At 63.6% G+C, this 23,599-nt stretch carries 18 protein-coding genes and 1 pseudogene; 11 read left to right on the top strand and 8 right to left on the bottom strand.

What is annotated here, in order from left to right:
* Nucleotides 1–82: 82 nt before the first annotated feature.
* Nucleotides 83–532, bottom strand: a complete 450-nt coding sequence (gene smpB, locus AC56KW_RS05270) for an SsrA-binding protein SmpB (protein ID WP_123072330.1) — start codon at nucleotides 530–532, stop codon at nucleotides 83–85.
* A gap of 94 nt (nucleotides 533–626) precedes the next feature.
* On the opposite strand from smpB, the gene AC56KW_RS05265 reads away from it, so the two are divergent.
* From AC56KW_RS05265 to AC56KW_RS05255, 3 genes are all read left to right on the top strand, one after another.
* Nucleotides 627–1,058, top strand: coding sequence for a type II toxin-antitoxin system RatA family toxin (locus AC56KW_RS05265; protein ID WP_497169679.1), 432 nt, complete (start codon nucleotides 627–629; stop codon nucleotides 1,056–1,058).
* On the top strand, nucleotides 1,051–1,407 hold the full coding sequence (locus tag AC56KW_RS05260) for an RnfH family protein (RefSeq protein WP_497169678.1): 357 nt from the start codon (nucleotides 1,051–1,053) through the stop codon (nucleotides 1,405–1,407). Before AC56KW_RS05265 ends, AC56KW_RS05260 begins: the two co-directional genes overlap by 8 nt.
* A 190-nt stretch (nucleotides 1,408–1,597) precedes the next feature.
* Nucleotides 1,598–2,758 carry a GGDEF domain-containing protein gene (locus tag AC56KW_RS05255; RefSeq protein WP_497169870.1) on the top strand — a complete coding sequence of 387 codons (1,161 nt, stop codon included), beginning with the start codon at nucleotides 1,598–1,600 and terminating at the stop codon, nucleotides 2,756–2,758.
* On the opposite strand, the gene AC56KW_RS05250 is transcribed toward AC56KW_RS05255, so the two are convergent.
* Entirely contained in the window at nucleotides 2,730–3,227 is a 498-nt protein-coding gene (locus tag AC56KW_RS05250; RefSeq protein WP_497169677.1) for a DUF4124 domain-containing protein, read from the bottom strand. The genes AC56KW_RS05255 and AC56KW_RS05250 overlap by 29 nt on opposite strands.
* Before the next feature lie 194 nt (nucleotides 3,228–3,421).
* Between AC56KW_RS05250 and guaB the strand changes: the two genes are divergently transcribed.
* A complete protein-coding gene (gene guaB, locus AC56KW_RS05245) occupies nucleotides 3,422–4,882 on the top strand; it encodes an IMP dehydrogenase (RefSeq protein ID WP_497169676.1) in 1,461 nt (486 codons plus the stop codon).
* A gap of 154 nt (nucleotides 4,883–5,036) precedes the next feature.
* The gene (gene guaA / locus AC56KW_RS05240; RefSeq protein ID WP_497169675.1) at nucleotides 5,037–6,647 is read left to right on the top strand and encodes a glutamine-hydrolyzing GMP synthase; all 1,611 of its coding nucleotides are present in this window, start codon (nucleotides 5,037–5,039) and stop codon (nucleotides 6,645–6,647) included.
* A 418-nt stretch (nucleotides 6,648–7,065) separates the two neighbouring features.
* Here the strand turns inward: guaA and AC56KW_RS05235 are convergent.
* A pseudogene (locus AC56KW_RS05235) lies at nucleotides 7,066–7,283 on the bottom strand (transposase); the annotation flags it as partial.
* 615 nt (nucleotides 7,284–7,898) lie between these two features.
* Between AC56KW_RS05235 and AC56KW_RS05230 the strand changes: the two are divergent.
* The 5 genes from AC56KW_RS05230 to AC56KW_RS05210 all read left to right on the top strand — a co-directional run bounded on the left by AC56KW_RS05230 (nucleotide 7,899) and on the right by AC56KW_RS05210 (nucleotide 12,700).
* Nucleotides 7,899–8,261 carry a hypothetical protein gene (locus AC56KW_RS05230; protein ID WP_497169674.1) on the top strand — a complete coding sequence of 121 codons (363 nt, stop codon included), beginning with the start codon at nucleotides 7,899–7,901 and terminating at the stop codon, nucleotides 8,259–8,261.
* A gap of 727 nt (nucleotides 8,262–8,988) precedes the next feature.
* A complete protein-coding gene (locus AC56KW_RS05225; protein ID WP_497169673.1) occupies nucleotides 8,989–9,981 on the top strand; it encodes an SDR family NAD(P)-dependent oxidoreductase in 993 nt (330 codons plus the stop codon).
* 102 nt (nucleotides 9,982–10,083) lie between these two features.
* On the top strand, nucleotides 10,084–10,476 hold the full coding sequence (locus AC56KW_RS05220) for an ester cyclase (RefSeq protein ID WP_497169672.1): 393 nt from the start codon (nucleotides 10,084–10,086) through the stop codon (nucleotides 10,474–10,476).
* Nucleotides 10,477–10,819: 343 nt separating this feature from the next.
* Nucleotides 10,820–11,749, top strand: a complete 930-nt coding sequence (locus AC56KW_RS05215; protein WP_497169671.1) for a LysR family transcriptional regulator — start codon at nucleotides 10,820–10,822, stop codon at nucleotides 11,747–11,749.
* A 294-nt stretch (nucleotides 11,750–12,043) separates the two neighbouring features.
* On the top strand, nucleotides 12,044–12,700 hold the full coding sequence (locus AC56KW_RS05210) for an NADPH-dependent F420 reductase (RefSeq protein ID WP_497169670.1): 657 nt from the start codon (nucleotides 12,044–12,046) through the stop codon (nucleotides 12,698–12,700).
* A gap of 78 nt (nucleotides 12,701–12,778) precedes the next feature.
* Here AC56KW_RS05210 and AC56KW_RS05205 read toward each other — a convergent pair whose 3' ends face one another.
* Together AC56KW_RS05205 and AC56KW_RS05200 are read right to left on the bottom strand one after the other, a co-directional pair.
* Entirely contained in the window at nucleotides 12,779–13,120 is a 342-nt protein-coding gene (locus AC56KW_RS05205) for a hypothetical protein (RefSeq protein ID WP_497169669.1), read from the bottom strand.
* Between the two features lie 103 nt (nucleotides 13,121–13,223).
* Nucleotides 13,224–16,430 carry a S41 family peptidase gene (locus AC56KW_RS05200; protein ID WP_497169668.1) on the bottom strand — a complete coding sequence of 1,069 codons (3,207 nt, stop codon included), beginning with the start codon at nucleotides 16,428–16,430 and terminating at the stop codon, nucleotides 13,224–13,226.
* Between the two features lie 194 nt (nucleotides 16,431–16,624).
* Between AC56KW_RS05200 and AC56KW_RS05195 the strand changes: the two genes are divergently transcribed.
* Complete coding sequence (locus AC56KW_RS05195) at nucleotides 16,625–17,542, top strand: LysR family transcriptional regulator (protein ID WP_497169667.1); 918 nt, start codon at nucleotides 16,625–16,627, stop codon at nucleotides 17,540–17,542.
* A 33-nt stretch (nucleotides 17,543–17,575) separates the two neighbouring features.
* On the opposite strand, the gene AC56KW_RS05190 is transcribed toward AC56KW_RS05195, so the two are convergent.
* The 3 genes from AC56KW_RS05190 to AC56KW_RS05180 form a co-directional block, all read right to left on the bottom strand.
* Entirely contained in the window at nucleotides 17,576–19,237 is a 1,662-nt protein-coding gene (locus tag AC56KW_RS05190) for a GGDEF domain-containing protein (RefSeq protein ID WP_497169666.1), read from the bottom strand.
* Nucleotides 19,238–19,282: 45 nt separating this feature from the next.
* Entirely contained in the window at nucleotides 19,283–21,769 is a 2,487-nt protein-coding gene (locus AC56KW_RS05185) for a putative bifunctional diguanylate cyclase/phosphodiesterase (RefSeq protein ID WP_497169665.1), read from the bottom strand.
* Nucleotides 21,770–21,940: 171 nt separating this feature from the next.
* The gene (locus AC56KW_RS05180; RefSeq protein WP_497169869.1) at nucleotides 21,941–23,569 is read right to left on the bottom strand and encodes an electron transfer flavoprotein-ubiquinone oxidoreductase; all 1,629 of its coding nucleotides are present in this window, start codon (nucleotides 23,567–23,569) and stop codon (nucleotides 21,941–21,943) included.
* Nucleotides 23,570–23,599 lie beyond the last annotated feature (30 nt).

The following is a 23,599-nucleotide window of genomic DNA, read 5'->3' as shown; positions in this document are numbered from 1 at the left end:
AGATAATTCATCCGGCACGACATCGAAACCGACAACCATCACCGCGTGGACGGACAAGCCGTCCACCCACACCCTCGCTGCCTCAGCGGCGGTTGGTCTTCATCGCCTGGTTGACTTCGCGCTTGGCGTCGCGGTCCTTCTCGGTCGCGCGCTTGTCGTGCTGCTTCTTGCCCTTGGCCAGGCCGATCTCACACTTCACGCGGCCTTTCTTCATGTGCAGGTTGAGTGGCACCAGGGTAAAGCCGGCGCGCTCGACCTTGCCGATCAGCTTGTCGATCTCGGCGCGGTGCAGCAGCAGCTTGCGCGAGCGCAGCGCCTCCGGGTGGCTGAAGGTGGAAGTCGTCGTCAGCGCACTGACGTGCGCGCCGAACAGGTAGAGCTCGTTATTGCGAACGAGCACATAGGCTTCCTTGATCTGCACCCGCCCTTCGCGGATGGCTTTTACTTCCCAACCCTCCAGCACCAGACCGGCTTCGTAGCGGTCCTCGATGAAGTAGTCAAAAAAGGCTTTTTTATTGTCAGCGATGCTCATGAAAAGGCGAAAATTCGCGTGTCGGTTAAACTACTGCCATTGCGCCAACGATTGGCGCATGCAAATGACCAACATCATAACAAACGGTTGACCAATGGCAGTAGTGCACAAATCAGTTTTCCTCGGCTATAGCGCAGAACAGATGTTCGACCTGGTCGCGAAGGTCGAGGACTATCCCAAATTCCTCCCCTGGTGTTCGGGCGTCAAGATCGTCGAGCACGCCGACGACAAGCTGGTCGCCAGCCTGCAGATTAATTTCCATGGCGTGAAACAGAGCTTCACGACCTCGAACCACAACCAGCGCCCGACCCAGATGAAGATGCACCTGGTCGACGGTCCTTTCAAGATGCTGGAGGGGACCTGGAGTTTCAAGGCCCTGCGCGAAGACGCCTGCAAGATCGACTTCGACATGCAGTACGAGTTCTCGAGCATTATCCTGGAGCAGATCGTCGGCCCCGTGTTCGGCATGATCGCCAACAGCATGGTCGACTCGTTCTGCAAGCGCGCCGAGGCGCTGTATGGCTGAGTTGGTGGGGATTTCGGTCTGCTACGCCAGCGACAGGCACGAATGGCTGCGCGCGATGCAGGTGGAGGCGGGAACGACCATCGGCGAAGCGATCGAGCGCAGCGGCGTGCTGGAAGCCTTCCCGGACATTAACCTGACGACGCAGCCGGTCGGCATCTATGCCAAGAAGAAAACGCTCGACACCGTGCTGCGCGAACGCGACCGCATCGAGATCTACCGGCCGCTGGTGGCCGATCCCAAGGACTCGCGCCGCAGACGCGCGGCCAAGAAGGAGAGCGCAAATCTGGCCTCCGACGCAACGCGCCGGGACGACGACGCTGTTTTGCAGAACAGTCCTCTCAAGCCATAGTTATTGCGAAGTTGCAACAGACCGGGCAGGGAAGCGGCGTTGTTTGGTATCATGTCGCAGTCCTTAGGCGACAGGCGGGCTGACTGCAGGTGGCAAATCCGCACGGCGCCCCGCGATCTGGCATGACACCATGCCAGTGTTTCCTCTGCCGTGATCCCGCCGAATGCTAAATGCCCTGAGTCTGTTATTGGTGACCACCGCGCTGTCGGTGGTCATGCTGCTGGTCCTGTCCTCGCTCGCCAAGAGCGAGGTCGCCGGCATCCGCGAATGGCGCCAGGCGAACCTGCTGGCGGTGGTGGCCCTGCTGCTGTTTGCCGCGCGGGGCGTGGCGCCCGATGTCCTGAGCATCGAGGTGGCCAACGCGCTCTACCTCGGGACGGTGACGATGATCTACGCCGGCTTCCGGCGTTTCCTGGGCAAGCGCGTGCGCTGGCCATGGCTGGCGGGCGGTGCGCTGCTGGCGATGTGCGGCATCGTCGTCTTCCATTACGTGATCGAGTCGGCGGCGCTGCGCATCGTGTCGGTTTCGCTCTACCACGGCGCCGTCTGCCTCGCGGTCGGCGTCACGCTGCGTTCGCCGGGCGAGCCGCGCCTGCGTTACCCGTTCGCCTTCACCCGCTGCGGCGCCCTGATCCTGGCTGCAGGCCACGCCTGGCGCGCGAGCTTCTATGCCATCGACGCCTATCGCCCGTATTCGCTATTGGAAGGCAGCACCTATAACCTGGTGTTCTTCGCGATCGGCACGCTGGCCTTGCCGGCGCTGACGCTGGGTGCGGTCATGATGGCCAATGCGCGCCTGATCGCCGTCAGCGCCCATGCCGCCGACCACGACCACCTGACCGGCGCCGCCTCGCGCCGCGCTTTCTTCTCCTTTGCCGAGCACGAGCTGGGACGGGTCGAACGCCACGGCCACGGTCTTGGCCTGCTGCTGGTGGACGCCGACCACTTCAAGCGCATCAATGATACCTTTGGCCATGGCGTGGGCGACCTGGTGCTGCGCGACCTCGTCGAGCGCACCCAGCAGGTGATCCGCAAGATCGATTACTGCGCCCGGCTCGGTGGCGAAGAGTTCGCAGTGCTGCTGCCCGACGCCGACAGCCGCACGGTGCTCGCGGTGGCCCAGCGCCTGCGCGCGGCGCTCGCGCGTCCGCCGCAGCTTGGCGGCGCGGCGAGCGACGTGTCGTACACGGTCAGCATCGGGGTAGCCATGCTGCAATCGGGCGAATCCATCGCCAGCCTGATGGCGCGCGCCGACGCGGCGCTGTATGCGGCCAAGGCGGGCGGGCGCAACCGCGTGGGAGTGGCGCCCGAGGCGGCGCCAGTCAGCGGCATTCCTGCAGCGCGCGTCTGACCCGCTCGTTGCGGGCAGCCTTTTCTTCATCCGTCATATAGGCCTTTTCGCCATCCGGCCCGATCTTCGCGATGCGGATGCCCGACTCGAGCTGGGCCCGGGTCTCGCGCGCGGCGCCGCAATGCTCGGCCAGCTGGCGCTGGCGCGCGGCTTCTTCCTGGCTCTTCCGTTCTTGTTCAGCGCGCGCCTTCGTGCGTTCGCGAAAGGCGGTTTCGCGCTCGGCCAGGGTCGGTGGCCGGGAGGCGGCCGGGCCCTTGTCCGCAGCCTGCGTGTCGCTTGCGTCGGCCGGCGGTTCCAGCGCCGGGCGACCGGAAGACTTGATGATCTTGCTGGCTGGGGTGCCCGGCGGCGGCGGGCGGTCGGAATACTGGCGCGTGCCGTTCGGCCCGATCCAGACGTACTGGGCGTGGGCCGCGGCGGCGGCGAGCAGGAGCAGGGCGCCAATGGCGTGTTTGGGCGAAAGAGGCATCGAGTGGTTCCTGGAAATTACGCACAACGAGCGCAAGGCAGCTGCAAGGCGTTGCGCAAGGCGCGGCTCGATTTCGCCATGTCCTGGCTCGGCTGTCAATCGCCGGGCGCACCGTGCCAAAGAAATTTTGGCCTCCCCGGCGACGCAAATTGAGAGTTTCTGTATAATTTGCTTTTGCGCCTATAGGAAATACTATGCGTCTCCTCCAAAAAGCACTCACCTTCGATGACGTGCTGCTCGTCCCGGCCTACTCCAACGTTCTTCCGGCCCAAACCTCCCTGCGTACCAAGCTGACCCGGAACATCACGCTGAACATTCCACTGCTGTCGGCAGCAATGGATACCGTGACCGAATCACGCCTGGCGATCGCGATGGCGCAAGAGGGCGGTATCGGCATCATCCACAAGAACCTGCGTCCAGCCGACCAGGCGCGTGAAGTGGCACGGGTCAAGCGTTTCGAGGCCGGCGTGCTGCGCGACCCGATCACGATCCCGCCGACCATGAAGATCCGTGAAGTGCTGGCGCTGTCCGAGCACCACGGCATCAGCGGTTTCCCGGTGGTCGAGGGCAGCCAGGTGGTTGGCATCATCACCAACCGCGACCTGCGTTTCGAGGAAGACCTGGAGGCCGAAGCGCGCGCCAAGATGACGCCGCGCGACAAGCTGGTGACCGTGAAGGAGGACGCGGACACGGCCGAGGCCAAACGCCTGATGAACAAGCACCGCCTGGAGCGCGTGCTGGTGGTCGACGACGATTTCGAGCTGCGCGGCCTGATCACCGTGAAGGACATCCAGAAGTCGCACGAGCACCCGCTGGCATCGAAAGATTCGCAGGGCAAGCTGCTGGTCGGCGCCGCCACCGGCGTGGGCCCGCGCGACGAGGAGCGCATCGAACTGCTGGTCGCCGCCGGCGTGGACGTGCTGGTGGTCGACACCGCCCACGGCCACTCGCAGGGCATCCTGGACCGCGTCAAATGGATCAAGGAGCGCTTCCCGCACGTGGACGTCATCGCCGGTAATATCGCCACCGCCGGCGCCGCGCTGGCGCTGGTAGAGGCGGGCGCCGACGCGGTCAAGGTCGGCATCGGCCCCGGCTCGATCTGCACCACCCGCATCGTCGCCGGCGTCGGCGTGCCGCAGATCACCGCGATCTCGAACGTGGCCAAGGCGCTCGAAGGCACCGGCGTGCCATGCATCGCCGACGGCGGCATCCGCTTCTCGGGCGACATCTCGAAGGCGCTGGCAGCCGGCGCGCACACGGTCATGATGGGTTCGATGTTCGCCGGCACCGAAGAAGCGCCGGGCGAAGTGATCCTGTACCAGGGCCGCAGCTACAAATCGTACCGCGGCATGGGCAGCCTGGGCGCGATGGCCGACGGCTCGGCCGATCGCTACTTCCAGGAAGCATCGAGCAAGGCCGACAAATTCGTCCCGGAAGGCATCGAAGGCCGCGTCGCCTACAAGGGCAGCGTGCTGGCGATCATCTTCCAGCTGATCGGCGGCGTGCGCCAGTCGATGGGTTACTGCGGCTGCGCCACCATCGACGAGCTGCGCGAGAAAGCGGAGTTCGTCGAGATCACCTCGGCCGGCATGCGCGAGTCGCATGTGCACGACGTGCAAATCACCAAGGAAGCGCCGAACTACCGTTCGGAGTAAGCCATACCGCGCGGCCGCCCGGCGGCCGCCCGTGGGGTGGACGGTTCCGCCGTCCACGCGTTCAAGCAGCGCCCGCACGGCCTGGACGCGTGGAAGGCGGGCCTTCCACCTTACAGGATTCCTCTCCACGAATTCCTCACCATAGACGCATCCCATGCATTCCAAAATCCTCATCCTCGATTTCGGTTCCCAGGTTACCCAGCTGATCGCGCGCCGCGTGCGCGACGCCGGCGTGTTCTCCGAAGTCTTCCCGTACGACGTCAGCGACGAGTTCGTCCGCGAATACGGCGCCTCGGGCATCATCCTGTCGGGCAGCCACAATTCGACGCTCGAAGGCGATTCGCCACGTGCGCCGCAGGCGGTGTTCGAAGCCGGCGTGCCGGTGCTGGGCATCTGCTACGGCATGCAGACCATGGCGGCCCAGCTGGGCGGCAAGGTCGAAAACGGCCTGAAGCGCGAATTCGGCTACGCCGAAGTGCGCGCCCGCAATCACACCGCGCTGCTCAATGGCATCAACGACTTCGTGACCGATGAAGGCCACGGCATGCTGAAAGTCTGGATGAGCCATGGCGACAAGGTACTGGACATGCCGCAAGGCTTCAAGCTGATGGGCTCGACCGACAGCTGCCCGATCGCGGCGATGGCCGACGAAGAGCGCCGTTTCTATGCGCTGCAGTTCCACCCGGAAGTGACCCACACGACCCAGGGCGAAGCCATCATCGGCCGCTTCGTGCACGAGATCTGCGGCTGCAAGTCCGACTGGAACATGCCCGACTACATCGGCGAAGCCGTTGCCAAGATCCGCGAGCAGGTCGGCACCGATGAAGTGATCCTCGGCCTGTCGGGCGGTGTCGACTCAAGCGTGGCGGCTGCACTGATCCACCGCGCGATCGGCGACCAGCTGACCTGCGTGTTCGTCGACCATGGCCTGCTGCGCAAGGATGAAGGCAAGATGGTCATGGACATGTTCTCCAAGAACCTGGGCGTGAAGGTCGTGCGTATCGACGCCGAGGCGCAGTTCATGGGCCACCTGGCCGGCGAGACCGATCCGGAGCAGAAGCGCAAGATCATCGGCCGCGAATTCGTCGAGGTGTTCCAGGTCGAGGCTGGCAAGCTGACCAACGCCAAATGGCTGGCGCAGGGCACGATCTATCCCGACGTGATCGAGTCGGCCGGCAAGGGTAAAAAAGGCCAGACCATCAAGAGCCACCACAATGTGGGTGGGCTGCCCGAGACGCTGAACCTGAAACTGCTCGAGCCGTTGCGTGAGTTGTTCAAGGATGAGGTGCGTAAGCTGGGTGTCGCGCTGGGACTGCCCCACGATATGGTGTATCGCCATCCGTTCCCTGGTCCGGGCCTCGGTGTGCGTATCCTCGGCGAAGTGAAGAAAGAGTATGCCGACCTGCTGCGCGAAGCGGATGCCATCTTCATCGAAGAGCTGCGCAATACGCCGTTCGAAGTGCCGCAGGTGCCGGGAATCGACGCGGGCAAGGCGCCGGTGAACTGGTATGAGGCGACCAGCCAGGCGTTTGCCGTGTTCCTGCCGGTCAAATCGGTGGGCGTGATGGGCGATGGGCGTACTTATGAGTATGTGGTCGCGCTGCGCGCGGTGCAGACGCTGGACTTCATGACGGCCCAGTGGGCGCATTTGCCGCATTCGCTGCTCGGCAAGGTGTCGAATCGGATCATCAACGAAGTGCGTGGCTTGAATCGCGTCGTGTATGACATTTCGGGTAAGCCGCCAGCGACGATTGAGTGGGAGTAAGGTTTTCTATTGGAAACTCCTCTTTTGAGGTCTAAAAAAGCTCGCTTCGGCGAGCTTTTTTATGAGCTTATGCGGCTTTACGAGGGCGACCTTGAGCTGGTTCAAGTATCGAAGTGGCAGCTTTGCATCAGCTTGTGTACCGGAGACTGGGCCCGGGTGTTGCTGGGCGCTATGCAGCGGCCTGCATTTACGCCTGACGAGCTGGACTTTGTCCTTGACGTCAAAATATCTCATTCCAAGAACTATGCATTGCTTTAGATCACATGCAAACTATCGGCTTTAGCCGGCGGTTGCTTGGTCCCTCGACCAGTGCACGGCCATGCGGTTTCCAAATGTTAAACGAACTGGTGGCGTGTCAGACCGCTGTGCCACGGCGGCCCGCTGCGCCATCTCCCGCGCTGAGATGGCGCTACCACTATTTTGTTAGCGTCTCCGCGACGATCTCGACTTTGAGCCGCTCTTCGCATACATCGTCAGGCGCCGGTTCTCGTCCTCCAACTCCTGCGCACGGGCCATCGAGGATGCGTCCATGCCATTGTACTTGTCGCGCCATTTGTAGAATGAAGCATTGCTCATGCCGTGCCGGCCATCCTCGCCTGACTCACACGAATCAGCCTCCGCGAAAGCCGGTGCGATTCAGATCTGGTTTGGACGCAATCATTCATTCAAGGGACCTGACTGGCTTGTAGGTAGTGCGCCGAGGCCGGCCGGGCTTTGCTTCGACAAGCGCCAGATCGCTCGTCGGACGGCGACATCGGCATGTCGACTTTCCGGCAATAGCCGCGTCGCCATGGAGGACCGTCAGACCGCCGGCGTGAGTGTTTCTTCACCAACAAGAAGAAGCCGACCAACGTGAACGGTCCCTAGGCCGGGTTCGAGGCCGTGACTCCATGGGCGCGCTGGCCACAAACCTTTTTATACAGCACCTCTCCAAGACTACCTACCAGCCGGCATTCGTTCGTTTCGGATATCGCATGACTTGGCGCGAGCGGCATGCAGGCATCGCGTCTGCGCGCCGTCGCCCTTAGCCGCCGGCAACCGATCGCCGACCGATTGTTTCGCTTTTTGGAAGAATGAATTTGCAGTCCTCTGCTTTTTCAAGTCGCCGCGACAGATTATATTGGACACATCACATAGGGAAGAAGCGAGCAGGGAGCCCAATCATGAAGCTCGGGACGCAGCTTCCAATGCTACTGCGATCCGTCGTGCCGGAACCGGGTTGCCTTGCCTATCACATGACAGGAGGATATCGTGGCATACCAATTTGGCGATTTGCTTGAGTATGAGGTGCTTGCACTGTTGGAAGCTCTGCGGCGGGATAGGCGGAACCAAAAACAACTTGGCATGAGTAACCCAGTCTCGGAAGCCTGGCACTCATATAACGTCCGCACGATTACGCGAATTCTCGAGTGTCTCAATCCGAAATCGCCACAGGTTGTTGTACACGCCACTCTGCAAAGCGGTGCGCACCGAATTGCTTTAACCGGCAATCATGTGCGGCCGCATGCGGCAGAGTGGACGCCCAGCATTGCGGACACCACGCTTGACACCGATCTCAATGCACAAAGCGGGGCCGCCGCGCTTGAAACCTGTGTTTGCGCCGGAGAAGCATAAGACGTGGCGTGTATGGAATGGCCGCGGCTGGCATTACACTTTCGGCCTTGCTCGATTATAGTAGGCGCGCTACGGAAAGCATGCCAGTCGCGCTTTCTACAACGCGGTAACGACAAGAATAAGCAGGATTCTATGCTGCGCATTCATTGGCAGCAAAGCATTCTGGCGCCACAAGATTTCGGCGACGACAATTGACGTTCGAATGGCCGTTTTGTTATGCGGTCAACCGGTTTGCCTCATCGGCCTATTGCCGCTCCATTCGGGTACTTCTCCCTCGCAGCAAACAATCCCCCGTTCCCTTTTCACTGTGCGCCTGCACACCATAAACGTTTGCGTATGCGGTTCCCAAATCATCGTGATTTTGTGGAAGTCGGACCGTAATTTGAAACTTAATACGATTTTCGCATTGTTGACCGATTGTTCGCAGATGTGGAAAGTCAATTTCTCTTGCCTGGCTTTATCCGCCCCGCGCCGGGGGCTATATTGGCTGCAACACCAGTAGCAGGTGCAGAAGAAAACGCGCCGGGAAAATGGATTCATTCGTCGTCATATTGTTATCCAGGCCATCGTGACGACGTTATCACGGCTTCTGGAAGCAGCGCTTGCGGCCACTTATCAAGGAGTACACGTGTCCAATTGCGCAAAGGGAGGTCGTCTCACCAACGCTGGATGGCGCGGCCCGGGCGACGTAAATGAAGCACATCGCAATCACAACGAGGAGAACCACATGAACAGGCAATTTGGTGCAAAGTCGACCGCCGACGAGGTGCTCGCAGGTGTCGATCTGGAGGGCAAGCATTACCTGGTGACCGGCGCCGCTTCCGGCATCGGGTGGGAAACCGCACGCTCGCTGCTGGGCCACGGCGGAAATGTCGTTGCCGCGGTCAGGGACGTGGCCAAGGCCAAGGCCGCCATGGCGCCCTTGCTGACCCTTTCCAGGGAGGCGGGCGGCGCCCTTGACTTCGTGGAACTCGACCTGGCCTCGCTGCACAGCGTACGCTCGGCCGCCGACCTGCTGCTGGCCGAGGGGCGCGTTTTCGACGCCATCATTGCCAATGCCGGCATTATGGGACCCCCGTTTGCCCGGACGGTCGACGGGTTCGAGATGCAATTCGGTACCAATCACATGGGCCAGTTCGCCCTGGTGACCTGGATCGAGCCGCTGCTCCTCGACGATGGTCGCCTGGTCGTGCTGTCGTCCCAGGCGCACCGCGTCGCCGACGTCGACCTGGAAGACCCGAACTTCGACCACCAGCCCTACGATCCCTTCCTGGCCTATGGGCGCTCGAAAACGGCCAACGCCCTCTTCGCGGTCGAGTTCGACCGTCGGTTCCACGAGCGCGGCATCCGTGCGGCATCGGTCATGCCGGGTAATAGCCTGACCGATTTGGTACGCAACTTCCCACAAGAACAACTACAGGTCCTGTTCGAGAACGTCGCGAAAGCCCGCGCCGATGCCGGGCTGCCTGCGGGGGAGCTGAAGGAAAAGCCGCAAGCCGCCGCGACCTCGGTCTGGGCGGCGGTAGTGGCCGACAAGAATGCAATCGGCGGCCGCTATCTGGAGGACTGCGCCGTGGCGCCCGTCAATGACAGTCCGGTCCCGTTCGCAGACGGCGTACGCTCGTATGCGCTCGACGCGGGCCGCGCGAAGCGGCTGTGGGATCTGAGCGAGCGCCTGCTCGAGCAGGCGCTGTCGGTACCGGTGGCGACCGCGAAGTAGTCGCTCGGATGCCGCTGTTTTCGCCACGCCGCCAGGCCGGTCCGGGATCGGGCTTGCTGGTCCGGCTGCGCGGTTTCGGAATCTTTTTCAATCGGAGGAATCATGTCTGCTACAGATTTGCGTGCATTTTATGACCGTTACATCGCAGCGCTGAACGCCCGTGACTTCGACGTCATGGATGCGTATATTCATGACGAAGTCACGCTCAACGGCCGGCCGGCCACCCGCGATGACATCCTGGCGGTACAGCGCGAAGAGGTAGGCTCAGTGCCCGACCTGCATTGGGAACTGACCAATCTCATCATCGATGGCGATCGGCTCGGTGCGCAGTTGATCAATACCGGCACGCCGACCAGGCAATTCGTTGGTGTCGAGCCCAGCGGAGCATCGTTCGAGGTCGTCGAGTATGCCGTCTACCAGGTCCGGGACGGGCGTTTCGCGCACATGGCGGCGATTCACGATGCCGAGGCGGTCAGGCGTCAGCTGGGGGGCTGAGCTAAAAGCCGACGGGGCGGTGCGCCGGGCACCTGCGCTCGCCAACGATCGGCGCCCGTCCGGCGCGTGACAGCGGCGTGGACTGGGCGGTGGGGAAGCCGCAGTACGCGCCGCCAGTCGCCAGCCAAGCGCGAGGCGAGGTGGAAGCCCGGAGTCCGGCTCAGTATCCTCGAGCAGGGAGGGGAGCACGGTGTCGCGCACTGGTCTGCGGGAGTATTTACATTGTTGCTAGTATCGACACAAATCGCGCTAGAATACGGTCTCGGCAAGAACGTGTCCAATGCAAGCTTCCGGACTTAGCAAATATGGCGACGGACGTTTCCCGATCGTCCTTCGAGGCCCCATGGATAAACTCCTTGCTCTTCGTACCTTCGTGCGCATCGCCGAAGCCGGCAGCTTCATCAAGGCCGCTGACCAGCTGGATATGCCGCGTTCCACGGCGACGAAGCTTATCCAGGATCTTGAACAGATGCTTGGCGTTCGGCTGATCCAGCGGACCACGCGCCGGACCAGCGTCACCCCGGAAGGCGCCATCTACTATGAACGCGCGCAGCGCCTGCTGGCCGAAGCGGACGAGATGGACGCGGACATCCGCGACACGCGCGCATCGCCGCGGGGGCGGCTGCGGGTCGACATCTGGTCCTCGCTCGCGAACCTCGCCCTGATCCCGGCGCTGCCTTCGTTCCAGGAACAGTTCCCGGACATTGAACTCCAGTTGGGCATCAACGATCGCCCGGCCGACCTGGTCGGCGATGGCATCGACTGCGTCATCCGGGCCGGCAATCCTCCGGACAGCTCGCTGGTTGCGCGCAAGCTATGCGAGCTTGAATTCGTGACCTGCGCCCATCGCTCGTACGTGCAGCGTCACAGATTGCCTGCGCACCCGCGCGAGCTGCAGGAGGGAGGCCATCAGCTCATCACGTACTGTCAGTCCCACACCGGGCGTCCGGTCAGCCTGCAATTCGAGCGCGATGGCGAAGTCGTCGAGATTCAGCCGCGCAGCAGCATTTCGGTCAACGAAAGCACCGCCCATTTCACGGCGCTGGTCACTGGTCTCGGTATCGCCCGAAACTTCCGATACCAGGTCCAGCCCTATCTCGACCGCGGTGAACTGGTGCAAGTCTTTCCTGGGTGGAGCGAGCCGCGCAAGGCGCTGTACATCATGTACCCGCAAAACCGGCATGTGAATGCAAGGATCCGGGTCTTTATCGACTGGGCGGTACAGGCCTTCAACGCCATCGATGCACGCGCCGACAGCGCGGCAGCCGCCTAGCTCGCCTTGTCGCCAGGACGGACCGCCGCCGTATCGCGTCCTGCGCCGGGCGGTCCGATTGACGCAAGAGTTCGCTCATCCAGTCGCCCAGGGCAGGTAACGCCGGGACCGCTGGCTTCAGCGCACCCGCCCAGGATTGCGAACCCGGCCACCACGGCGCCACCTGCCTGTGCGCCGGGTTGCCGCTGGTTGACAAGGCCTGACGGCGCGGCCAAGCTGGCCTAGAATAAAACTCGTTACGAAATATTTTCGCCGCTTCGCAGGCGCTCGCTGCGTCACTGTCTCACACCTAATATGAACACACTTACTATCGGTATCATCGGCGCGGGAGAAGTCGGAAGCCACATTGCTCGCGCAGCCATCGCGAATGGCTACCAGGTCGTCATCGCAAACTCGCGCGGTCCCGAGACGCTCAAGGATCTCATCGAAGCGCTCGGGCCGTCGGCACGTGCCGCGACAGCCGCAGATGCGGCCGCGGCAGGCGATTTCGTCGTCATCGCAGTGCCCCTTAAATTAGTGAACAACATGCCTGTGGAGCAGTTGGCAGGGAAAATTGTGCTGGACACGAATAATTATATGCCCTGGCGCGATGGCCACTATCCGCGCGTCGATTCGGGCGAAAAGACTGAACATGAACTGCGTCAGGACCAGCTTGCGGGTTCGAAAGTAGTCAAGGCCTTTACACACATCCAGGCCCCGCGAATCCTCACATGGGGCATGCCGGCAGGATCCCCGGATCGCCCGGCCCTCGCGGCGTCGAGCAATTACCCGGAAGCGGTGGAATTGGTGCAGCGGCTATACGATCAGCTTGGATTCGACTGTGTCGACCATAGCCCCCTCGGCGAGTCCTGGCGCAATGGTCCCGGTCAGCCTGCGTGGAAACAGGAGCGGCATACCCGCGTAGAGCTGATTGCCAACCTCGCCAGGGCGCGCCGTCCTGTTCGAGCTTGAGCGGCAAACGGCGCGAACGCTGGCAGGGACCTATCGCTCCTCGAACACCGACAGCGCATGGTCGTGGCCATGCTCAGGTCACAACAGCTTGCCGAGCGCTTCCATGATGTCTTTTTGCGTCGAATCCGCGCCGCCTGCGGCGAAGGCGGTGCCGTAGTCCCGGATGAACAGCATATAGCTTGGAAAGTCAGGAATCGACACCTCGAATGATTTGCGGCCCGCCGGTGTCACCAAGGCAAAGAAATAGTCGCCCCGACCTTCGAAGATGTCGAGCTGTCCGCCGTATTCGGTGCCGTAGGATGCACTGTTGGTCGAATACCCGACACGCGCGACATAGTCGTCCAGGTGTTCCGTCTCGCCCCGTTCAGGAAGGCTATTCCCATCTTCCCAGCTGCCGCGATTGAATGTGAATTTCCTCATGTCCCAGTTCCTTTATCCAGGTTGCAGCAATTCCAGAGCGGTACGCATGCATGCTGCAGCTGCGCGACCACGTTGACGGATGCGGCGATGCCCAGGCGTGAAATCATGGCAGTGTTGCCGCAGGCGCCTGATCCGCCGGCCGGCGCGGGGCTTGTGGAATTTTCTCCAGCATCAGCCGAATCGCCGTTTCGAGCTGGGCATCGCGTCCGGCCAGCAGGTCCGCGGGCAGGTTCTCCACCGCGACATCAGGTTCGACGCCGTGGTTTTCCACGACTTCCTTGCCCTGCATGTCGTAGACGGCCCGGGAAGGAATCGTGATGAAGCCCCCATCCATCAGCTGTACGTTCCCGTTGTAGCCGCGCAGTCCGCCCCAGGTACGTGTCCCGACGGCTTTCCCGAGACCGTACTGCTGGAACAGATAGGGAAACAGTTCCCCGTTCGAACCCGACCAGTGATTGATCAGCACGACCTTCGGGCCCGGGCCCAGTTCCTGTGGTTGGGTGTCCATGGCGCCGGTACGGTTCCCGTTGAAAGCCGCCTGGGTCCGGCGCAAGCGCTCGATCAGGTAGTCGGCCACCGAGCCGCCGCCGTTCCAGCGTACGTCGACGATCAGCGCCTGCCGGTTCAGCTGGGCGTAGAACTGACGGGTGAACTGCGCCAGGCCGCGTTGCAACATGTCCGCCAAATAGACATAGCCGACGCTTCCGCCGGACAGCCGCTGTACTGTTTCGCGATTGTGCTCGATCCACGCCAGCTCGCGCAGATTCACCTCGCTGCCCACGGGCTTGACGCGCACATGCCGGCGCACGCCGTCCGGCGTATCGGCAACGGTCAAGGCGACAGGCCCCGATGCCGGCAAGCCTTGCAGGAGCGCATCCGGTACCGTTGGCGCGCGCAACTCGGTTCCGTTGATTGCCAGGACATAATCGCCCACCTTGACCGGAAACCCAGGCTGTCGCAATGGGCTGCGGTATTCGGGCAGCGTGTTGTCGCCCGCAAGGATGGTCGCGAGCCGGTAGCGTCCTGACTCCTGGTCGAGGGTCCAGTCGACGCCGAGCCGGGCCCGGTCGCCCGGGCCCGCGGTGCGGCCGTCGTCGCCGCCGCCCACGCTCACGTGGGAATTCGACAGTTCTCCCATCAATTCGCCAATCAACCAGTTCAAGTCGCCGCGCGAGCCAAGCAGCGGCAGCAGCTTCGTGTAGCGCACGCGCATGGCGTCCCAGTCCTGGCCGTTCATCGTCGGAGAAACCAGCAAATCGCGCTGGAGCCGCCAGGCGTTGTCGAACATCTGCGCCCATTCGACCGGAGGATCGATCGTCACCCGCAGGCGGGCGAGATCGAGGCGACGCTCCGGAGACTTCGCTGCGCCATGCGCCAGATCGACGACGTCGTATTCTCCGCCGCGCTTGACCAGGACCTTGTCGCCGTCCAGCGCCAATGAGTAGCTGTCGAGATCTTCTGTGACGACACTGTCTTCTTCGGTGACGGTATCGAACCGATGGAGGGCCGACTTCTCGCCTTGCAGGACGCCGTCGACCAGGACGAGCGGCTGTGTCAGGTAAAAGATGTGATCCTTGCGGACATCGAGCTGGACGATGTTGGCCGGCCCTACGGGCAGGGCCACGGCCTGGGCCATCAGGTCCGCAGGGGCGAGCTGCGCCGTACCGGCGGGCAGGTGGATCACGTGGATGCCTGCTGACTTCACCATCGCGAAGTCGATCGCGTGGTCGGAAGCAACGGCATTCACATAGCGCGACGACGTAAAGTACAGGCGCTTGCCGTCCGGCGACCAGGCCGGGTTGGCGTCCGTCCCTTCGCCGTTGCCGAGGCGATGGGTGCGGCCTGTCGCGATCTCGTACAGGTAGAGATCCCGGCGCTTGGCGGTGCCCGCCATGCTGAACGCCAGCCAGCGGCCATCCGGCGAAAACACCTGGTCATGGATGCCCTGGCGCTTGTCCTGCGCCACGTGGCGTGGCCGTCCACCATCCACGCCGAGCAGCCACAGGCGGTGCTCGCCATCGCTGTAGCTCAGGCTCCGACCATCGGGCGCGAACACGGGCGTGAAGAAATAACCTTTCCTGGAACGCGTCAGCAGCCGCTCGGCGCCGCCGCTTGCAGGACGAATCGCGACCTGCCGTTCGCCGCCGACATCGGTGACGTACGCAAGCATACGTCCATCGGGCGACCAGGCCGGCGAGTCTTCTTCGATGCCGGGCGTGCGGGTCACGTTGACGGGCTCACCGGCGTGCGCCGGTACCCGGAACAGCTCGCCCCGCGCGGAGAACAGGCTGTATCGGCCATCGGGTGACAGTGCGTAGTTGACGCGGTCGGGAAGGTCGAGATCGCCGTCGCGGACGATGGCGCTGCCGCGCACCAGGTGCTGGACCGCGGCGCTGCGTTGCAGCGTGCGCGGGTTGGCGCCGGGTAGCGATATCTCGACCTTGCGAAGACACTCGTCGGGAAGATCCAACCGGTACAGCTTGCCACCCTGCTGGAAAGTAATCGCGTTGTCGCCCAGGGCCGGCGTGTCGATGTCGTAGTCCGTGAAATGCGTTACCTGCCGCCGTTGGTTGGTCGCCAGGTCGATCACCCAGATATTCGCACGCTGCTTGCTCCCTTGATCCGACAGATAGTAGATCTTGCGGCCGTACCACATCGGGAAGGCGTTGGTCCCGGGCCAGTCCGTCAGCCGCCGAAGCTCGCGCGTATCGAAGTGATACATAAGGACTTCGCGCGCCATGCCGCCCTTGTAGCGTTTCCAGTTCTGCTGCGTGAACGCGCGATTGTAGGCCATGGCGCGGCCGTCGGGTCCATAGCTGGCCATGCCGCCGGCGCCGTCGAGTGGCATGGCCTCGGGAAGTCCACCCGCTACCGGGACCCGGTAGAGCTCACGGACGAGCCGGTTCCATTGCCTGTGCTGGCTCAGGTACACGATATGCCGGGAATCCGGCGTCCACGTCACGACGAGATTGTCCATGCCACGACCGTTGTGAAAGGTCAGCCTGGTTGGCTTGCCTCCCGTTGCCGGCATCACCCAGACATCGCTGCCGTTGTCATGCAGCCCGGTGTAGGCGATCCAGTGACCGTCGGGCGATACGCGCGGAAACACATCGCTGCCCGGGCCACTGGTCAACTGGAGCGCCAGACCGCCATCGCGAGGAACCACCCAGAGGTGTTCGTTCGCACTGAAGACGATCTTGCCATCGTAGGCTTGCGGATACCTCGGCAGGGCGGCGCTCGCCGCAGGGCCGACGGCGAGCAGCAGGAAGGCCAGCAAAGACAGGATGAAGACTTGTGAGCGTAGGCGCATATAAGGAAAATTGCAGAGTGCGGGATCTCGAAAGAGCGTCGAAAGCGGCTTGGCTCGCCTTCGGCGGGCGTGCCGCCGTCAACATTCTAAGCGCCTGGCATCAATGCACCAAATCGATCCAATGGATCAATAGCATCGATAGTATCGATGGAGCGCGTATAGTTGGACCAACCTCCGCGCTCGCCTATATACCCATGCATACCATTAATCACTTCAACCTGCGTCGCTTCGACCTGAATCTGCTGTTGGCTTTCGACGCTCTCATGCAGGAACTGAGCGTGACACGCGCGGCTGCACGCTTGAGAATCCGGCAACCGGCGATGAGCCATGCCTTGTCCAATCTGCGCACGCTCTTCGACGATCCGCTTTTCATCCGCACCGGCCACGTCATGGAAGCCACTCCGCGCGCGCGGGCGCTGCACACCGCGCTTCATCCGCTGCTGTTGCAGATGCAAGAGACCCTGACAGCCAGGACCGAGTTCGACCCGGCGACGGAAATGCGCACGTTCCGGTTAGGTATCAACGGCCAGGCCGAAGCGATCGTCGTCCCGGCCCTGGTCGCCCATGTCGGCGTACACGCTCCCGGGATCCGAATCCAGACGGTTCCCATCGCGGACCAAGCAATCGGTGTAACGCTGAACGAAGACCGGATCGATCTGGCGATCGCCCACGTGAGCGACGACCTGGTGTGGTTGCGGCGTGAACGCTTGTACGATGAACAGCACGTCTGCTGCTTCAATCGTGCGCTCCTTGACTGTTCCACGCCGATCACGGCAGCGCAGTATTTTGGGGCCGTTCACGGCGTGGTATCGGCCAACGTCGAGGTTTCAGGATTTCGCTCGCATCTGTTGCGGCATGCCCCAATGCGGCTGCAAGAGATACATTCGTCGCACAACGTCATGACACTGCTCGCCATGACCGCACGCTCGCCGCTCATCGCTACCCTGCACGGCCGGGTAGCCGCGCGCCATGCCGGCGCGTTCGGCCTGACCGTCAGCCCGTTGCCATTCGACGTCGGCGACCTGGAAGTCGACATGATCTGGCACCCCCGCAGCGACGGCGATCCTGCGGTTGACTGGTTGCGCACGCTTCTGCGTTCCTGCGTTTCCTGATCCCGGGGCAGACCGGTGCGCTGGCGGGCGTCGTCATGTTCCGATCCGGATCCGGCTTGCGGCGCGAGCGCTCGCGGGCGTCTGCTTGTCTTCCGCGCCCAGGCGGGCCTCGAGCAAGGACGGCGGCCCGGGCTGCTCGCCGTGGTCGCAGCTGACACGGTTGCGGCCCCTGGCCTTGGCGTCGTACAGAGCGCGGTCGGCGCGGTCGAGCAATGTGATCGCGATAGTGGCGGCATCGGCGGCATCGGCGGCATCGGCGGCGTGGGCCGGAGCGATGCACGACACGCCGATACTGACCGAAACGACGCCCCCAGGCGCATCGCGGTGCGCCAGGCCGCGCTCCTGCAGCCCGGCCCGGATCGTCTCCGCCACCACGGCGGCGCCTTCCAGGTCGGTGGCGGGCAGCAGGACCACGAATTCCTCGCCACCGAAGCGGGCGGCGACGTCGCGTGGGCGAGACGCGCCGCTGCGGATCGCCCGCGCCACTTCGGTCAAGGTGGTATCGCCGGCAAGGTGGCCATAACCATCGTTGTATTTCTTGAAATGGTCGACGTCGATCATCAAGGCGGCCAGCGGGGAGTCTTCCCGGCGCGCCTGCAGGATTTCCCGTTCCATGGCCGTCTCGACATAGCGCTTGTTGAACAGGCCGGTGAGGGGATCGACCTGCGATTGCGCCAGCAAGGACGCGTTCACATGTTCAAGCGCCGTCTTGGTCTCGATCAGGTCGCGCTCGAGGCTGTCGCGCACCCCCATCTGGCGCATCAGATACCCGCCCAGCGCGGCCAGTCCGGCCCCCAGGGCCAGGAACGCCATGCCGGCCGCCAGCACCGATTCGCGCCACGGTTCCAGGACCTGGTCCTTCGATCGCGCGCTTGCGATCAGCACCGGATAGTCGCCGGCCCGCTGGACACCATAGATCAGCGCGCGGCCGCGCTCGGAAACCTCGAGCAGGCCGCCGTTCGGCAGTGTCTTGACCAGTTCGGGAAAGGGCGGGGTGGCGCCCAGATCGGCGCCGATCCCGGTCCGGCTGAAGGGAATCGACAGGAGCTGGGTGCCATCGGTCAGGGCCAGGGTCAGCTTTCCGTCGCGCCGTAGCTCGATTTGTTCGTAGATCTTGCGGAAGAAATCGATCCTGATGGTGGCCAGTACGACCCCGGCGAAGCTGCCGTCCGCGTGCTCCAGCCGGCGCGACACGGGAATCACCCAGGCGCCGCTGGTGCGGCCGATAATGGGCGCGCCGATGTGTACGCCGCGCTCCGGGGAGCCGCGGTGATGGGCGAAATACGCCCGGTCGGCGTTGTTTCGTCCGTTGAAAACCTGGCCCGACGAATTGATGATCCAGGTGCCGCGTTCGTCGTACACGAACAGGCCCTGCAAGGCTGGCAGCTCGGCCAGGTGGTCCATCATCAGGCCGTACAAGGCGTCCTTGTCGGACGCCGCCAGGCCGTCGTGCTCGACGCGGTTGACGATCCCGACGAGGACCGTGTCGACCATCTTGAACGCCGAGCTGGCCTGGTCGGCAAGCGCGTGCGTGAGATTGACCGTCGAGATTCCCGCGTTCGACAATTCGAGGCGGCGCAGCTGCCAGCTGCTCCACGCATAGGCGCCGACCAGGGCCGCGCCCGCGATGATCAGGATGCTGATGGCGCCAATCTGGATGTTGCGGCGCCTGGCTGCCAGTTGCCGCTTGATCATGCCGCCACCGCTGCGCGTCGACGAGGATGTGCTGCTATCACTGCTTCATGCATCGAGCAACTCTTTCAAGGCATCGGCGAAGGCCTGGCTGCTGCGCCCGCATGGCGTCGTTGGGGCGCCGATGCCTGCACGCCGCGCCAGGCACGGGTCCCCGGCACGGCCAGACCGTGCCAAAAAATCATCGCGGCAGGCGACGGCTCGGCTCACCAGCTGCCCGCAGCGCGCCTGTAGGGGGCTGCACAAGTCGAGCCATTCGCCGAAGGCGTGCGCGCCGCCCGGACTGTCCATCGTCGCCGGACAGCGTCCGCAATCGGCCTCGCCCAGTCCGGCATGCCAGGCGCGTTGCTCGATCAGCGCCCTGAGCAGCACGGCGTCGTCGCGCGCCAGCGGCGTGCGCGCCGCCACGGCGCCGGGCAGGCGCCAGCCGGCCAGCCAGGGCGCCAGCGCATCTGCCGGCATCGGGCGCGCGATACCATAGCCCTGGGCCAGCATGCATCCGAGCTGGACCAGCATGGCGGCGTGTTCGACGGTCTCGACACCTTCCGCGACCACGTCGCGCTTGAACGCGGCCGCCATCCCGATCACGCCCTCCAGGATGGCAAGATCGTCCGGATCGCGCAGCATGTCGCGCACGAAGCCCTGGTCGATCTTGATGCGCCGGGCCGGCAGCTGCTTCAGGTAGCGTAGCGAGGAGTATCCGGTACCGAAATCGTCGAGGGCGAAGCCGATCCCGAGCTCCGCGCATTGCCTGATCAGGCCGGATACATAACCGATGTCTTCCAAGACGCTACTTTCGAGCACTTCCAGTGTGATCCGCCGCGGGTTCACACGTGGGTGGGCCGCCAGCCGCGCGCGTACATGCTGCATGAAATCCTTGCGGTGCAGCTGGGCGCCGCTGAGGTTGACGCTGATGGCGACATCCAGGCCCGCGTCCAGCCAGCGCACGTGCTGGCGCAAGGCCTCGTCCAGGACCCAGTCCTCCAGGGCGAGCATGAGCGGGTGTCCTTCGAGCGTGGGAAGGAAACTGCCGGGAGGAAGACAGCCGCTGGTGGGGTGGTTCCAGCGTACCAGCGCTTCCACCGAGTTCAGCTTGCCATTGCCGAGATGGACGATCGGCTGGTAGTGCAGGATGAATTCATGCCTGGCAAGGGCCTGTTGGAGGACGTCGATCTCCTCGGCGCGCTCGATCATCACGTGGTAGCCCAGGCTGTCGAAGGCGCACAGGCGCTTTTTGCCGCCTGTCTTGGCGTCGTACATCGCCTGGCCCGCCTGCCTGATCAACTGGTCGGCGTCGATCTCATCGCCTTGCGGGTAGAAGGCCACGCCCGCGCTGGCGCTCACGCTGGGCGCCGCTGCCTCCAGCTGAACCGGTTCGGCGATTGCCTGCAGCAGCCGCGCCACCCTGGGCTGGCAGGCGGCGAGCGACTCGACGCCGTCGAACACGATCACGAATTCGTCGCCGCCGGGACGGCAGATGATGTCGCTGTCGCGTACGAGGTGCTGGATCCTGCGCGCCAGCGTGAGCAGCAGCTCGTCGCCGGCTTCATGGCCGTGCACGTCGTTGATGGCCTTGAAGTCGTCCAGGTCGAACGACGCCACGGCAACGCCGCCGCCGTTGCGGCGCGCGCGACCCATGGCCTGCTGCAGGCGGTCGGTCAGCAGGCGCCGGTTCGCCAGGCCGGTGAGCGGATCGTAATGGGTGACATGCTCGAGATGCTCGGCCTGCAGCTTCTGGCGCGTGATGTCGGCGAACACGCCGACGTGATGCGTCAGCTTGCCGCTTTCGTCATGGATGGCGCTGATGGTCAGCCGTTCCACGTACAGCTCGCCGGACTTGCGGCGGTTCCACACCTCTCCGCTCCAGCCACCGTGTTGTCCGACGCTGCGCCACAAGTCGGCGTAGAACTCCTTGCCTTGCCGGCCCGAACTGAGCAGGCGCGGATTCCGGCCGAGTACCTCGGCGCGCGCATAGCCGGTGATGGCCTCGAAGGCCTGATTGACGTCGATGATGATGCCGTTGGCCGAGGTGATGACGATGCCTTCTCCCGAGCTGGCGAACACGCCCGCGGCGAGCCGCTGCTGCACGCGCGCCTGCTTGCGCTCGGAAATGTCGAACAGGGTGCCGACGATGCCGGTCACCGCGCCGTCGCCGTCGTGGTGCGCCCGTGCGAACACCTCGACCCAGCGCACTTCGCCGTCCGGGCGCAGATAGCGAACCTCATGGCGGCAGCAGTCGCGCTGGCCGAGGATCAGCTGGTCGCGCAGCGCCTGTTGACGCGTCCTGTCTTCGGGATGGACGTTCGCCAGGCAGCAGGTGCCAAGTCCCGCCTCGATGCTGCGGCTGGTCAGGGCTTCCCACGCACGGTTCAGGAATGTCCAGCGGCCGGCACGGTCCGTCCGGAATACCGTCTGCTTGAGCTCGTCGACGATCGCGGCCGCACTGCTTTCCAGCTGCGAAAGCAGATGGCCGGTGTCGATGGGGCGAGGAGAGAGAGGGAACAGCGTGTCTTGAAAAATCTGATTAGGTAGCATGAACTGGCGCCCGGTGGCACACCTGCGCGACCTGGGTCGCGCGGGTTGCCGCCGGCGCTCGGGATGAACTGATGAGGACAGGACGATACCGCATCATATCCATCGAATTTAATGATGTAGATCAAGAAATATAGAGATTGAGCAAATTGTGCGTGAACAAGGCTGGGCCGGCTACATATTGGGGTAATTGGGGCCGCCGCCGCCTTCCGGCGTGACCCAGACGATGTTCTGGGTCGGATCCTTGATGTCGCAGGTTTTACAGTGCACGCAGTTCTGGGCGTTGATCTGCAGGCGGTCGCCGCCATCCTCGCGCTTGACGAACTCGTAGACCCCGGCCGGGCAGTAACGCTGTTCCGGACCGGCATACCTGGCCAGGTTGACGTCGACCGGCACGCTCGGGTTCTTGAGCGTCAGGTGGACCGGTTCGTCCTCGCGGTGGTTGGTATTCGAGATGAACACCGACGACAGCTTGTCGAACGTCAGCTTGCCGTCCGGCTTCGGATAGGCGATCGGCTTGTAGTGCGAGGCCGGTCTCAGAGCCTCATGGTCGGCATGCTTGTGGTGCAGGGTCCATGGCGCCTTGCCGCGCAATACGATCTGGTCGATGCCGGTCATGATCGTGCCCAGGATCAGTCCCTTGCTCATCCACGGTTTGAAGTTGCGCGCGATGTGCAGCTCTTCATGCAGCCACGATTGTTCGAACGCGGCCGGGAAGGCGGCCAGTTCGTCGGCCTGGCGCCCTTCGCCCAGGGCGGCAAACGCGGCGTCGGCGGCCAGCATGCCGGTCTTGAGCGCCGCGTGGCTGCCCTTGATGCGGCTGGTGTTCAGGAAGCCGGCGTCGCAGCCGATCAGAACACCGCCCGGGAACACGGTCTTGGGCAGCGATTGCAGGCCGCCCGCGGTGATCGCGCGCGCGCCGTACGAGATGCGCTTGCCGCCCTCGAAGAAGCCGCGGATGTCCGGGTGGGTCTTGTAGCGCTGGAATTCCTCGTACGGCGACAGGTACGGGTTCTGGTAGGACAGGCCCACCACGTAGCCGACCGCGACCAGGTTGTTTTCCAGGTGGTACAGGAACGAGCCCCCATAGGTGTCGTTCGGCAGCGGCCAGCCGGCCGTATGGATCACCAGGCCCGGCTGGTGCCTGGCAGGGTCGATTTCCCACAATTCCTTGATGCCGATGCCGTAGGTCTGCGGGTCCTTGCCCTTGTTCAGGTCATATTTCGCCATCAGCTGGCGGCCCAGGTGGCCGCGCGAACCTTCGGCGAAGAAGGTGTACTTGGCGTGCAATTCCATGCCGAGCTGGAAGTCCGCACCGGGCTCGCCTTCGCGGTTGACGCCCATATTGCCGGTGGCGACACCCTTGACCGAGCCATCCTCGTGGTACAGGATCTCGGCGGCCGGGAAACCGGGGAAGATCTCCACGCCCAGGCTTTCGGCCTGCTGGCCCAGCCAGCGCACGACATTGGCCAGCGAGACGATGTAGTTGCCGTGGTTTTTCAAGGCCGGCGGAATGGCGAATACCGGGGTCGAGAACGATGTGGTCTCGGTCAGGAACATGACGCGGTCTTCGGTCACCGCCGTATTGAGCGGCGCGCCTTTTTCTTTCCAGTCGGGAATGAGCTCATTGAGCGCGCGCGGATCCATCACCGCGCCCGACAGGATGTGGGCGCCGAGTTCGCCGCCTTTTTCCAGCACGCAGACCGACACCTCCCGGCCGCACGACGCGGCCAGTTGCTTGAGCCGGATCGCCGCAGCCAGGCCGGCGGGGCCGCCGCCGACGACCACGACGTCGTACTCCATGGCTTCACGCGGTCCGTAGAGGTCCAGCAG

The organism is Telluria sp. RT2P19, assembly GCF_059685725.1.
Note: the sequence above shows the minus strand (reverse complement) of the source record. Positions and strands in the feature narration are given on the sequence as shown.

Excerpts from the sequence above, each read along its gene's own strand:
- AC56KW_RS05180 (WP_497169869.1), bottom strand. The coding sequence starts at position 23,569 with ATGGAGTACGACGTCGTGGTCGTCGGCGGCGGCCCCGCCGGCCTGGCT.
- AC56KW_RS05195 (WP_497169667.1), top strand. The coding sequence starts at position 16,625 with ATGCATACCATTAATCACTTCAACCTGCGTCGCTTCGACCTGAATCTG.
- AC56KW_RS05200 (WP_497169668.1), bottom strand. The coding sequence starts at position 16,430 with ATGCGCCTACGCTCACAAGTCTTCATCCTGTCTTTGCTGGCCTTCCTG.
- AC56KW_RS05265 (WP_497169679.1), top strand. The coding sequence starts at position 627 with ATGGCAGTAGTGCACAAATCAGTTTTCCTCGGCTATAGCGCAGAACAG.
- AC56KW_RS05205 (WP_497169669.1), bottom strand. The coding sequence starts at position 13,120 with ATGAGGAAATTCACATTCAATCGCGGCAGCTGGGAAGATGGGAATAGC.
- AC56KW_RS05250 (WP_497169677.1), bottom strand. The coding sequence starts at position 3,227 with ATGCCTCTTTCGCCCAAACACGCCATTGGCGCCCTGCTCCTGCTCGCC.
- AC56KW_RS05185 (WP_497169665.1), bottom strand. The coding sequence starts at position 21,769 with ATGCTACCTAATCAGATTTTTCAAGACACGCTGTTCCCTCTCTCTCCT.
- AC56KW_RS05190 (WP_497169666.1), bottom strand. The coding sequence starts at position 19,237 with ATGATCAAGCGGCAACTGGCAGCCAGGCGCCGCAACATCCAGATTGGC.
- AC56KW_RS05225 (WP_497169673.1), top strand. The coding sequence starts at position 8,989 with ATGAACAGGCAATTTGGTGCAAAGTCGACCGCCGACGAGGTGCTCGCA.
- AC56KW_RS05220 (WP_497169672.1), top strand. The coding sequence starts at position 10,084 with ATGTCTGCTACAGATTTGCGTGCATTTTATGACCGTTACATCGCAGCG.
- guaB (WP_497169676.1), top strand. The coding sequence starts at position 3,422 with ATGCGTCTCCTCCAAAAAGCACTCACCTTCGATGACGTGCTGCTCGTC.
- AC56KW_RS05215 (WP_497169671.1), top strand. The coding sequence starts at position 10,820 with ATGGATAAACTCCTTGCTCTTCGTACCTTCGTGCGCATCGCCGAAGCC.
- smpB (WP_123072330.1), bottom strand. The coding sequence starts at position 532 with ATGAGCATCGCTGACAATAAAAAAGCCTTTTTTGACTACTTCATCGAG.
- AC56KW_RS05260 (WP_497169678.1), top strand. The coding sequence starts at position 1,051 with ATGGCTGAGTTGGTGGGGATTTCGGTCTGCTACGCCAGCGACAGGCAC.
- guaA (WP_497169675.1), top strand. The coding sequence starts at position 5,037 with ATGCATTCCAAAATCCTCATCCTCGATTTCGGTTCCCAGGTTACCCAG.
- AC56KW_RS05210 (WP_497169670.1), top strand. The coding sequence starts at position 12,044 with ATGAACACACTTACTATCGGTATCATCGGCGCGGGAGAAGTCGGAAGC.